The sequence below is a fragment of the Oleomonas cavernae genome (genome assembly GCF_003590945.1).
In the GTDB taxonomy this organism is placed as follows: domain Bacteria; phylum Pseudomonadota; class Alphaproteobacteria; order Zavarziniales; family Zavarziniaceae; genus Zavarzinia; species Zavarzinia cavernae.
The window spans coordinates 3,183,306-3,195,299 of record NZ_QYUK01000011.1 but is presented as its reverse complement, the minus strand read 5'-3'; the positions used below and the strand labels follow the sequence as shown (position 1 = coordinate 3,195,299).

Below are 11,994 nucleotides of genomic sequence, written 5' to 3'. Positions count from 1 at the left end.
AGACAAATGAACATCAAGAAGATCGCGGCGGGTGTCGTCGCCGTTGCCGGGATGCTGACGGCATCGCCGGGCGCGATGGCCAATCCCGAGGATGGGGTCGCGGCCTGGAAGGCCTTCGTCGCGGCCAGCGGGCCGGGCAGGGGACGCGACAAGTTCGTCGAAGCCCTCGGCTCGCCCGAGGCGCTGGCCATTGCAAAGCGCTGGTCGGCCTTGCGCGGCTATGATGCGCCGGGCCTGCTCGCCACGGCCAACCTGCCACCCGAGCTCAAGCCCGGCACCGTCATTAACGCCAGCAACGTCGATGCCGCCTGGCTGAAGCCCTATATCGTTCCAGGCTTGGCCGCTCGCTTCAAAGACACCGGCTGGTTCGGTTGGAAGGAGGCGGTGATCGTACCCACGGCCTCCTACTACATGCCCAAGGGCACCCTGGAGCAGACCGAGGAAGCCAAGGCCAAGGGCATCGTCTTCAATGCGACGCCCGACGGCAACCTGCTCACCCCCGACGGCAAGTACGCCCTGTCGACCCAGGGCGCCTTGCCCTTCGTCAACCCCAAGAACGGGCTGGAGGCGACCTGGTCCTTTGTTGCCCACGGCATCTCCAACGACAACCTGAACTTCCACCCCATCACCATGGACGTGTGCAACAGCTCGAACAAGCTGGAGCGCACCTACAAGGCGGAACTGTGGTGGCAGAAAATGCACGGCCGCAAGGACGTCGCGCCCTTCGGCGACATCAACGGCATGGACGGCGTGGTCGAGGGCGGCGCGGTCTATTTCACCGATCCGCGCGACGTGCGCGGTCTCTCCGGTGTCCGCAAGCGTTTCGCCGATGCCAAGAAGGAAGACGACTTCAAGGTCTACGTGCCGACCCTGAAGCGCACCCGCATCCTCTCGGCCACCGATGGCCAGGACCCGCTCGCCGCTGGCCTCGAGCTCATCTGGGATGACTGGCGTGCCTACTGGGTGAAGACCGACCTCAACAAGTTCGACTACCAGATCGTCGGCGAGGGCTGGACACTTGGCTTCCCCCATGTCGGCCACTTCTACGAGGCGGCCGCCCGCTCCAATCCCTGCGCGGTCGACACCGTCGAGCTTGAGCTGCGCCCGGTCTGGATCGTCGAGATCACCGACAAGACCGGCAAGTACATCTACTCCAAGCGCCGCATCTATCTCGACAAGGAGACCTATTACCCCGCCGCCAACGAGTTCTACGACGCCCGCGGCAACCTCATGCGCCTGTGGTGGGACAGCCGCGACTGGGTGCCTCAGACCGGTCTCGCTCAGTGGAAGCAGGTTCCTGTCTGGAACGTCGTCTCCAACCGCCTTACCTGGCTCACCATGGACGCGCGCTGGAAAGACCTCGACACGAACCCCACGCCGTCCCTCTTTGACATCGACCAACTCAGGGACTTTAAGTAATTTATCTGATTACTAACACCCGGCGTGACGTAATGCCGGGCGCCAGCGTTCTCCCCTGGGCCCCCCCAGGAAACTAGAAGACAACGGTCTTCGGCTATGGGCCGTTGTCTTCCTTTTTTGATCGGTTCCCGCAGGCCCCTATCGCAAATGATCGAGCTGGCATCGGGAGATTAATCATTTCGTTCAGTGTTCCAGGGTATCGACAGGATGGTAATGCTGCGTCGCGGCGACCCGCGCTGGCAGGTATCCCGGACAAGGCCGGAAACAGCGAAGAAAACCGGGAACTGGCCAGTCCGCAGTGCAGCATAAACACTTCACCTTCCGCACCCCAAACTCTGGCACGCGGCTTGCACATCACTGGAAAAGCAAGCGGTGATACGAATAAGGTAACGCCCGCGACAGGAGGCGGCGATATGCAGGCGGAAGCAGGAGGGGATCATCCATTGCTGGACCTCACGGCACGCTGGATCAAGGTGACCGAGGTCAAGTCCTCGTTCGTGCTCTTCGCATTCACGGTGGCGGATCCGGACCTGACGGTCGAGCTGATCATGCCCTTCGATGCTTTCGACGAGTTCCGCCGCGCCCAGGGCGCCGTTCTCGAAGTGGCCGCCGCCGCGGCCGTGCCCTTCAGCAAACTAGCAAGCCGCTACTAATCGCCCAGGACACCGGAAAACCAGAATGACCCTCGAAATCAAAACAACCGTTATGAATCCGCGACGCCACACCTTTGGCAATGTCGCGCGGCGGCTGGGCGCGGACAAGCCGGCATCCCGCTATGACGAAGCCATGTTCGATCTGCAGGCGACCGGGGAATTTCACTACCGGCCGACCTGGGCGCCCTCGTTCGAACTCTTCGACGCCCGGCGCACAGCTATCGTCCTGGCCGACTGGCATGTCCTGCGCGATCCCCGCCAGTTCTACTATGGAACCTACACGATTGCGCGCTCGCGCATGATGGAAGCAACCGAGAAGGCCTTCTCATTTGCCGAGAAACGCGGCCAGCTCGCCAGTATCGAACCGGACTGGCTGCGCCGCATCCATACCTATCTGCTGCCCCTTCGGCACTATGAATGGGGCGCGAACATGAACAATTCGCACATCACCGATGTCGGCTTCGGCTCGGCGATCACCCAGGCCGCGATGTTCGCCACCATGGACCGGCTTGGCATCGCGCAACTGATCAGCCGGATCGGCCTGCTGCTTGACGGCAATACCGGCAGCAGCCTGGTCGCCGCCAAGGAGGGCTGGATCGCCTCGCCGGTATGGCAGCCGCTTCGCCGCGCGGTGGAGGACATGCTGGTGCTGCCCGACTGGTTCGAGCTGTTTGTGGCGCAGAACCTGGTGATGGACGGCCTGATCTATCCACTCGTCTATCGCCGCTTCGACCAGGCGGGCCAGGCCCATGGCGCGGCCGCCCTGTCACCGCTCACCGAATTCATGCTCGACTGGCTGGAGGAGACCACTCGCTGGGTCGACGGGGTGTCGGCCGTCGCCGCCAAGGAGTCCGAGGCAAACCAGCAGCTACTGTCGGAATGGACCAAGGTGTGGGTGGGCCGTGCCATCGATGCAGTTACGCCGATTGCGCAGGAGATTCTGGGCGACGATGCGGCGGATAGCATCGATGAACTTGTCGGCCAGCTCGGCCAACGGGTCCACCGGCTCGGCCTGCAGGCTTGATGGGGAGCGAATGGACATGAGCAAGGTCTCCATCACTTTTCAGAACTCCGACGACGCCCGCCATCTGGTCGAGGCGATCCTGGCCGACAATCCGGCGGCCACCGCCAGCGTGATGCCGGCCCTCACCAAGATCGACTGCGAAGGTCGCCTGAGCCTGCGCCGCGAATCCGTCGAGGTGCGGGTTGGCCGCCGCTTCGACCTGCAGGAACTCCACCTCTCACTCATCTCCCTGGCCGGCAATGTGGAGGAGGATGACGACACCTTCACCCTCGCCTGGCACACGGCCGCCGAAAAATCCCAGTCCTGACGAGGTCACCGATGAACGCGATGCAGCCGCCCCCCAAACTGAAGAAGCTCAGTCTCAAAGAGCGTTACGCTCACCTGACGCGGGAACTGGGCTGGAAGACCACCTATCAGCCCATGGACAAGGTGTTTCCCTATGCCGAGTACGAAGGCATCAAGATCCACGACTGGGACGCCTGGGAGGACCCCTTCCGGCTCACCATGGATGCCTATTGGAAGTACCAGGCGGAGAAGGAGCGCAAGCTCTATGCGGTGATCGACAGTTTCGCCCAGAACAACGGGCACCTGAACATCACCGATGCGCGCTACGTCAACGCCCTCAAGCTGTTCCTGACGGGGGTCTCGCCGCTCGAGTATTCCGCGCATCGCGGCTATGCCCATGTCGGCCGGCACTTCGTGGGCGCCGGCCCGCGCATCGCCTGCCAGATGCAGGCGATCGACGAGTTGCGTCACGCGCAGACGCAGCTCCACACCATGAGCCATTACAACAAGTTCTTCGACGGGCTGCACGACTCGCGCCACATGCACGACCGCGTCTGGTACCTGTCGGTGCCGAAATCCTTTTTCGAGGATGCCTGCTCGGCCGGCCCGTTCGAGTACCTGACCGCGATCTCGTTCTCGTTCGAATATGTGCTGACCAATCTGCTGTTCGTGCCCTTCATGTCGGGGGCTGCCTTCAACGGCGACATGGCGACCGTCACCTTCGGCTTCTCCGCCCAGTCGGACGAGGCCCGTCACATGACCCTGGGCCTCGAGATCATCAAGTTCATGCTGGAGCAGGACGAGGCCAACGTGCCGATCGTCCAGCGCTGGATCGACAAGTGGTTCTGGCGCGGCTACCGCCTGCTGGCGCTGGTCGCCATGATGATGGACTACATGCTGCCCAAGCGCATCATGTCCTGGGACGAGGCCTGGGAGATGTATTTCGAGCAGGCCGGCGATGCCTTGTTCAACGACCTGTCGCGTTACGGCATCCGCAAGCCCAAGTATTTCGAGGTGGCGAGCAAGGAGAAGCACCGGCTGAGCCACGAGGTCTGGGCGACCTTCTACAACTATACCCAGGCCACCGCCTTCCACACCTGGCTGCCCAGCGAGGAGGAGATGAAGTGGCTGTCGGCGAAGTATCCCGACACCTTCGACCGACTGTACCGGCCACGCTTCGAATGCTGGCGCGCCATGGAGGAAAAGGGCAACCGCTACTACAACCCGACGCTGCCCCAGCTCTGCGTGACCTGCCAGATCCCGATGATCTTCACCGAGCCGGACGACCCGACCACCACCTGCTTCCGGGCGACCGAATACAAGGGCGAGCGCTATCACTTCTGCTCGGACGGCTGCAAGGACATCTTCTGCTACGAGCCGGAGAAATACGTCCAGTCCTGGCTGCCGGTCCATCAGATCTACCAAGGCAACTGCGGCGGCGCCGACCTGAAGGACGTGATCGCCTGGTATCACATCAACTTCGGGGTCGACAATTTCGACTACACAGGCTCGCCCGATCAGAAACTCTGGGACGAGTGGCAGCTACAGCGATCAAGCAACCCTGTCTGAGGGAACGGCGCGGGCTTCGGCCCGCGCCCTGAAGGGCGGACGAGAGGGCGAGGAAGAGAACATGACTGTTACGGCTATCGGTCCTTATGAATTCAAGTCGCGCGACCATGTCGACAATTTTCACGGCAATCGCGTCGTCTACTGGCACTGGGAGGAACACCTGATGTTCTGCGCCGCCATCGCGCTGATGCTGCCGCCGGCCATGCCTTTCGGCGAGGTCCTCGGCAACGTGCTGCCGGGATGCTACGGCATGCATCCGGAGTTCAGTCAGATCGTCTGGCCGAAAGTGACCTGGATGCTCGACTCCCGGCCCTTCAAGCCGGACATGGAGGCGGGCCTTGCCGCCAACCATGTTGGCCACAAATCCCTGCTGCGCTTCTGGACGCCCGGGCTCCACGGGCTTGGCGGCGCGGTCGTCTGATCGGTTGGCGGCGATGACTTTATCGAGCTACAAGGTGACGGTTGAGCCGCTGGGGCAGGCGGTCTTGGTGGCCGAGGGGCAGACCATCCTGGACGCTTGCCTGCGCAACGGCATCTACCTGCCCTACCAATGCAACCATGGGCTTTGCAGCACCTGCAAGATTACGGTCGTCGACGGCGAGGTGGATCAGGGCGATGCCTCGCCCTTTGCCCTCATGGATTTCGAGCGGGACGAGGGGCGGGCGCTTGCCTGTTGCGCGCGGCCGCTCTCCGACGTCACGATCGAGGCCGACATCGAGGTCGATCCCGACGCGCGCAATTGCCAGGTCCTGGACGTCGAGGCCAAGGTCGCCGCCATCCAGAACCTGTCGCGCGACATCAAGGGGATCTGGCTCGATCCCGGCGCCGCGACGATGGATTTCCAGGCCGGTCAGTATGTCAACCTGCGCCTGCCGGGCATCGAGGGCGAGCGCGCCTTTTCGCTCGCCAACCCGCCGGGCGAGGGCCTGCTCGAACTCCATGTCCGGCTGGTGCCGGGCGGGCGTGGGACGAGTTTCCTCCACCAGATGCTGAAGCCCGGCGATACTCTGTCCCTGAGCGGGCCTTTCGGGCGCTTCTATGTCCGGGAATCCTCGACCGCGCCGATGATCTTCATCGCCGGCGGCTCGGGCCTCTCCAGCCCCAAGTCCATGGTGCAGGATCTGCTCGGCCGGGGCTGCACCCTGCCGATCACGTTGCTGCACGGGGTGCGCCAGCGCCAGGATCTCTATTACGACGACCTCTTCGCCGAGCTGACGGCGCGACATCCGAACTTCGCCTACGTGCCGGTGCTATCGGATCCGCAGCCAGGCGACGGCTGGACGGGTGAGACCGGCTTCGTTCACGAAGCCGCGGTGCGCCGCTTCGACGGTGTGTTCCGGGGGCACAAGGCCTATCTCTGCGGCCCACCGCCGATGATCGACGCCGCCATCCGCGCCCTGATGAAGGGCCGGCTGTTCGAGCGCGACATCCACACCGAGAGTTTCCTGACTAAAGCCGATGGCGGTGCGCCGATGCGCAGCCCGCTGTCGCAGCGGATGTAGCGGCATGGTCGCGCGCTACATCATCGAGATCGAAGATTGCGGCCGTCGCTTTCCCTGCCCGGAGGACGAGGGGGTCCTGCAGGCGATGGAGCGACAGGGATGGCAGGCGATCCCTGTCGGTTGCCGCAATGGCGGCTGCGGCCGCTGCCTGATCAGGGTGATCTGCGGCGCCTTCAGGACCGGACTGATGAGCCGGCGCCACGTGTCGGAAGGGCAGGGGGCCCAGGGCCTGGCCCTGGCCTGCCGGCTCTACCCGCAATCGGATCTGACGGTTCGGCTGGCGACGCCGCACGACCGCGCCGCCACGGAAAATGAGAACGCCCGCGGGGCGTAACGGGAGGGTACGATAATGGCGATATCTGGCGTTTTACGCCCGGGCTATGTCCAGCTGCGGGTGCTCGACATGGAAGCGGCGCTGGTCCACTACCGCGACCGCATCGGTCTTGACGTGGTGCAGACCGACGACGAGGGCCTCGTCTACCTGAAGGCCTATGACGAATTCGATCACCACAGCATCGTCCTGCGCGAGGCGCCCGAGGCCGGCATCGACTTCATGGCCTTCAAGGTCGCCTCGGAGGAGGCGCTGGACGAGTTCGCCCGGCGGCTGCGCGGGGCGGGCTGCACGGTCGAGGAGATCGCGCCCGACGACAAGCGCCACCTGGGCCGGCGCATCGCCTTCACGGCGCCGACCGGGCACCGCTTCGAACTCTTCGCAACGATCGGCCGCGCCGACCTGGGCCCGATGGTCGACAACCCCGAACTGTGGCACACCGAGCCCAGGGCCATGCGGGTGCAGCGCTTCGACCACTGCCTGCTCTATGGCGACGACATCGACGGTGCCATTGACCTCTTCTCCAAGCTGCTCGGCTTTTCGCTGACCGAACGGGTGGTGGCGCCCGACGGCACGGTAATCGCCGCCTTCCTGTCCTGCGGCATGAAGGCCCATGACATCGCCCTGGTCCGCCACGACGAGAAGGGCAAGCTGCACCATGTCTCGTTCCTGCTGGAAAGCTGGAACGATGTCGGCCACGCCGCCGATATCATGAGCCGCTACAACATGTCGATCGACATCGGCCCGACACGCCACGGCATCACCCGCGGTCAGACGATCTATTTCTTCGACCCTTCCGGCAACCGCAACGAAGTCTTCGCCGGCGGCTACACCTTCTATCCCGACCATCCGGTCAGGACCTGGAGCACGGACGAGGTAGGCAAGGCGATCTTCTACTACGAGCGGGCCCTCAACGACCGCTTCATGACGGTCGTGACCTGATCGGGAGCATGGCATGTCGGCACAGATCCTGAATTTCATCGACGGCGCCTACCGCAAGGGCAACGCCTGGTTCGAGAAGCGTAATCCTTGCGATAATAAAGTCTTCGCCGAAGTGGCGGAGGCCGGCGAAGCCGAGGTCGACGCCGCGGTGGCAGCCGCGCGCCGCGCCCTCAAGGGGCCGTGGGGTAAGCTCACGGTGAACGAGCGGGCCGCGATCCTGCACAAGGTGGCGGACGGCATCACACGGCGCTTCGACGAATTCCTGGAAGCGGAATGCCGGGACACGGGCAAGCCCAAGAGCCTGGCCCGTCATATCGACATTCCGCGCGGGCGGCGAATTTCAAGATCTTCGCCGACCTGGTCAAGAACGTGCCGACGGAAAGCTTCATCCTCGACACGCCCGATGGTGCCGGCGCGGTCAACTATGCCCTGCGCCGGCCCAAGGGCGTGATCGGTGTCATCTGCCCATGGAACCTGCCGCTCCTCCTGATGACCTGGAAGGTCGGGCCGGCGCTCGCCTGCGGCAACACGGTGGTGGTGAAGCCGTCGGAGGAGACGCCCTCGACGGCAGCCCTGCTGGGCGAGGTGATGAACGAGGCGGGGGTGCCCCCGGCGTCTACAATGTGATCCAGGGTTTCGGCCCGGGCAGTGCCGGCGAATACCTGACCGGCCATCCCGACGTCGACGCGGTGACCTTCACCGGCGAGACCCGCACCGGGGCGGCGATCATGCGGGCGGGGGCGGGGCGCATCCGGCCGGTCTCGCTGGAATTGGGCGGCAAGAATCCGGCCATCGTCTTTGCGGATGCCGATATCGAGAAGGCGATCGAAGGCACGATGCGCTCGGTCTTCGCCAACTGCGGCCAGGTCTGCCTGGGGACCGAACGCGTCTATGTCCAGCGGCCGCTCTTCGACACCTTCGTGGAACGACTGAAGACCGGGCGGAGGCGCTGGTTATCGGCACGCCGGACGAGTCTGCTGTCAACATGGGCCCGCTGGTCAGCCGCGAACACCAGGCCAAGGTGCTGTCCTACTACGACAAGGCGGGCGCGCTGGGTGCCGAGGTGGTCACCGGCGGCGGCATTCCGGAAATGCCGGCCGGGCTGTCGGAAGGCGCCTGGGTGCAGCCCACCATCTGGACCGGGCTTGGCGACGAAAGCGCCATCATGCGCGAGGAGATCTTTGGCCCCTGCTGCCATGTCAGCCCCTTCGACGAGGAGGACGAGGTCGTCACCCGTGCCAACGACACCGACTATGGCCTCGCCTGCTCCGTCTGGACCGAGAACGTGGCCAAGGCCCACCGGGTCGCGGCGCAGATCGAGGCCGGGCTGGTGTGGGTCAACAGTTGGTTCCTGCGTGACCTGCGCACGCCCTTCGGCGGCTCGAAACGCTCCGGCATCGGGCGCGAGGGTGGGGTCCACAGCCTGGAATTCTACACGGAACTGTCGAACGTCTGCATCAAGCTCTAAGGAATATTGCAGGTGACTATTTCTTCCTTGTCCGCGGCCGAAGCGGCGGCGTTGCTTCGGGACGCTCACGACACGGCGACGCCGATCGCACCCTTGCGCGATCGGGTCGCGGTGAGCGATGCCGCCGCTGCCTATGCCATCCAGGAAACCAACACCCAGCACTGGCTGGCCCAGGGCCGGCGCCTGGCTGGGCGTAAGATCGGCGCTACCTCCAAGGCGGTGCAGACCATGCTCGGGCTGGACCAGCCGGATTACGGAATGCTCTTCGCCGACATGGCTTACGGCGATGGCGAAACCATCCCGATGAGCCGCGTCCTCCAGCCCAAGGTGGAGGGCGAGATCGCCTTCTACCTGAGCGACGATCTTGACGGCGACGGACTCACCCTGGCCGACGTGCTGCACGCGGTCGACTATGCGGTGGCGGCGATCGAGATCGTGGGCAGCCGGATCGCCGACTGGAACATCAAGATCCTGGACACGGTGGCGGACAATGCCAGCGCCGGCCTCTATGTCCTGGGCAGCCAGCCGCGCCGGCTCGGCGAGTTCGATCCCGTGCTGTGCGGCATGGTGATGGAGTGCCGGGGCGAGCCGGTGGCAACCGGGGCGGGCGTCGCCTGCCTGGGGAATCCGCTGGTCTCGACCCTGTGGCTGGCCCGCAAGATGGTCGAGGTGGGGCGACCGCTGAAGCGGGGCGACACGATCCTCTCGGGGTCTCTCGGCCCCCTCGTGCCGGTGGCGGCGGGGGATGCTATCGAATTGCGGATATCTGGCCTTGGCGCCGTCCGCTGCAGCTTTGACGGGGCGCGCTGACCATGGCCGGACTGACTGACCTTGCCGCCCGCGTGGACGACGCGGCGCGTTACGCCAAGGCGATCCCCCAACTCACCGTCGGGATCCCGGACCTGGGCATCGACGATGCCTATGCCATCCAGGCCCTGTCGGTGCGCCGGCGGGTGGACCGGGGCGAGCGGCGGATCGGCGTGAAGATGGGCCTGACCAGCCGGGCCAAGATGCTGCAAGTTGGCGTCGACGAAGTGATCTGGGGCCGCCTCACCGATGCCATGCTGCTGGAGGAAGGCGGCAGCCTGTCCCATGGCCGCTATGTCCATCCGCGGGTCGAACCGGAGGTCGCCTTTCTGATCGGCCGGCCGCTGGCGGGCACGGTGACGGCGCTGGAAGCCATGGCCGCCGTGGCCGGCGTGGCACCTGCCATGGAGATCATCGACAGCCGCTACGAAGCCTTCCGCTTCGCCCTGCCCGATGTGATCGCCGACAACTCATCCTCCTCGGGACTTGTGATCGGCAGCTTCGTACTGCCCACGATCGACATCGGCAACCTGGGCACGGTGCTATCGGTCAACGGCGCGGTGCGCCAGATCGGCTCGACCGCGGCGCTCCTGGGCCATCCGGTGCGCTCGCTGGTGGCAGCGGCGCGCATGGTGGCGCAGGGCGGCGAGCAACTGAACCCCGGCGACATCGTGATGGCCGGCGGCATCACCGCGGCGCATCCGCTGGCGGTGGGCGAGTATGTCCGCGCCGACATCGAAGGTCTTGGCCGCGTGGCCATCAGCGTGAGGGAATAGACATGCCCATCATCGATGTGACCTTGATCGAGGGGCGGCCGCCCGAGGCGAAACGTGCCCTGATCGAAGAGTTGACGGCGGCGGCCGAACGGTCGATCGGTGCGCCGCGCCAGAGCGTGCGCGTGATCCTGCGCGAGGTGCCGGCGGCGCATTTCGGCGTCGCCGGCGTGCCGAAGTCCGAAACGTGATGGCCGACGGCGGCAACACGGCCGAGTGCGCGGCCGTCGTCTCGATCGAGGGCGGCGGCTGCTTCGTCCAGGGGCCGGACGATGCCTCGCTGCTGCAGGCGGCGCTGCGCTGCGGTGTCGGGATGCCCTACGAGTGCAGTTCGGGCGGCTGCGGTAGTTGCCGCATCCAGGTGCTTTCCGGCAAGGTCGAGAGCCTGTGGCCGGAGGCGCCGGGGTTGTCGCCGCGCGACCGGCGCAAGGGGCTGCTGCTGGCCTGCCAGACGCGGGCTGTCGGCGACTTGGCGATCAAGGTGAACACCGATGCGGGATGCCTGCCTAAGGTGCCGCCGCAGGTCATCATCGTGCGCCTGGTCGATGTGCGTGACCTGACCCGTGACATCCGGGAATTTCGCTTTGCCGGGCCTGGCCCTGCCAATTTCCTGCCTGGCCAATATGCCATTCTGCATGACCGGGACGGCCTCAGGCGCTGCTATTCCATGTCCAACCTGCCGAACGGCGAGGGACATTGGGAATTCCAGATCAAGCGCGTGCCGGGCGGGCGGTAACCAATGCCCTGTTCAACATGGTGCCGGGTGAAATGCTTCGCCTGGATGGTCCCTACGGCCTTGCACATATCGTCGCCTATTCGACAAGGCCGGTGGTGTGCATCGCCGGCGGTTCCGGGCTGGCCCCCATGATCTCGATCGCGCGGGCGGTCGGCGCCGATGCCGCCCGCGAACTCGACTTCTTCTACGGCGGGCGCACGGCCGCCGATGTCTGTGGGGCGGAACACCTGTCGGCCCTGCCGGGCTGGCAGCAGACGCTGCGCTATCATCCCGTCGTTTCCTCGCCCGAGGACCCGCTCAGCGCCGGCTGGTCGGGCGAGACCGGCTTCGTCCACGATGTGCTGGCGCGCCGGCTGGGCGACCGGCTGGCGGTATCGGAAATCTACTTCGCCGGCCCGCCGCCCATGGCCGAGGCCCTGCAGCGCCTGCTGATGATCGAACTGAAAGTGCCCTTCGGCCAGATCCACTTCGACCGGTTCTTCTGA

At 65.1% G+C, this 11,994-nt stretch carries 14 protein-coding genes and 1 pseudogene; all 15 read left to right on the top strand.

Features of this window, described 5'->3' with window-relative positions:
• The first annotated feature begins 6 nt into the window (after positions 1-6).
• The 15 genes and pseudogenes from D3874_RS19335 to D3874_RS29490 all read left to right on the top strand — a co-directional run bounded on the left by D3874_RS19335 (position 7) and on the right by D3874_RS29490 (position 11,994).
• Positions 7-1,419, top strand: a complete 1,413-nt coding sequence (locus D3874_RS19335; protein WP_119779810.1) for a DUF1329 domain-containing protein — start codon at positions 7-9, stop codon at positions 1,417-1,419.
• Between the two features lie 413 nt (positions 1,420-1,832).
• The gene (locus D3874_RS19330; RefSeq protein WP_119779808.1) at positions 1,833-2,072 is read left to right on the top strand and encodes a phenol hydroxylase subunit; all 240 of its coding nucleotides are present in this window, start codon (positions 1,833-1,835) and stop codon (positions 2,070-2,072) included.
• Between the two features lie 25 nt (positions 2,073-2,097).
• Positions 2,098-3,096, top strand: a complete 999-nt coding sequence (locus D3874_RS19325; RefSeq protein WP_119779806.1) for an aromatic/alkene monooxygenase hydroxylase subunit beta — start codon at positions 2,098-2,100, stop codon at positions 3,094-3,096.
• Positions 3,097-3,112: 16 nt separating this feature from the next.
• On the top strand, positions 3,113-3,403 hold the full coding sequence (locus D3874_RS19320) for an MmoB/DmpM family protein (protein WP_119782391.1): 291 nt from the start codon (positions 3,113-3,115) through the stop codon (positions 3,401-3,403).
• Positions 3,404-3,414: 11 nt separating this feature from the next.
• Positions 3,415-4,950, top strand: a complete 1,536-nt coding sequence (locus D3874_RS19315) for an aromatic/alkene/methane monooxygenase hydroxylase/oxygenase subunit alpha (RefSeq protein ID WP_119779804.1) — start codon at positions 3,415-3,417, stop codon at positions 4,948-4,950.
• A 61-nt stretch (positions 4,951-5,011) separates the two neighbouring features.
• Positions 5,012-5,371 carry a phenol hydroxylase subunit P4 gene (locus D3874_RS19310; protein WP_119779801.1) on the top strand — a complete coding sequence of 120 codons (360 nt, stop codon included), beginning with the start codon at positions 5,012-5,014 and terminating at the stop codon, positions 5,369-5,371.
• Between the two features lie 13 nt (positions 5,372-5,384).
• Positions 5,385-6,452 (top strand): NADH:ubiquinone reductase (Na(+)-transporting) subunit F, encoded by a 1,068-nt coding sequence (locus tag D3874_RS19305; RefSeq protein ID WP_119779798.1) that lies wholly within the window; start codon positions 5,385-5,387, stop codon positions 6,450-6,452.
• A gap of 4 nt (positions 6,453-6,456) precedes the next feature.
• A complete protein-coding gene (locus D3874_RS19300) occupies positions 6,457-6,786 on the top strand; it encodes a 2Fe-2S iron-sulfur cluster-binding protein (protein WP_119779795.1) in 330 nt (109 codons plus the stop codon).
• A 15-nt stretch (positions 6,787-6,801) separates the two neighbouring features.
• On the top strand, positions 6,802-7,725 hold the full coding sequence (locus D3874_RS19295; protein WP_119779792.1) for a catechol 2,3-dioxygenase: 924 nt from the start codon (positions 6,802-6,804) through the stop codon (positions 7,723-7,725).
• Positions 7,726-7,738: 13 nt separating this feature from the next.
• A pseudogene (locus D3874_RS32120) lies at positions 7,739-9,193 on the top strand (2-hydroxymuconic semialdehyde dehydrogenase).
• Positions 9,194-9,205: 12 nt separating this feature from the next.
• Complete coding sequence (locus D3874_RS19285; protein WP_119782390.1) at positions 9,206-10,003, top strand: 2-keto-4-pentenoate hydratase; 798 nt, start codon at positions 9,206-9,208, stop codon at positions 10,001-10,003.
• Positions 10,004-10,005: 2 nt separating this feature from the next.
• Positions 10,006-10,776: a 2-keto-4-pentenoate hydratase gene (locus D3874_RS19280; RefSeq protein WP_119779789.1), complete on the top strand. Its 771-nt coding sequence runs from the start codon at positions 10,006-10,008 to the stop codon at positions 10,774-10,776.
• Between the two features lie 2 nt (positions 10,777-10,778).
• On the top strand, positions 10,779-10,964 hold the full coding sequence (locus D3874_RS19275) for a 2-hydroxymuconate tautomerase (RefSeq protein WP_119779786.1): 186 nt from the start codon (positions 10,779-10,781) through the stop codon (positions 10,962-10,964).
• Complete coding sequence (locus D3874_RS29495) at positions 10,964-11,509, top strand: 2Fe-2S iron-sulfur cluster-binding protein (protein WP_233560257.1); 546 nt, start codon at positions 10,964-10,966, stop codon at positions 11,507-11,509. The genes D3874_RS19275 and D3874_RS29495 overlap by 1 nt, the downstream gene beginning before the upstream one ends.
• Entirely contained in the window at positions 11,470-11,994 is a 525-nt protein-coding gene (locus D3874_RS29490) for a ferredoxin reductase domain-containing protein (RefSeq protein WP_233560040.1), read from the top strand. The genes D3874_RS29495 and D3874_RS29490 overlap by 40 nt, the downstream gene beginning before the upstream one ends.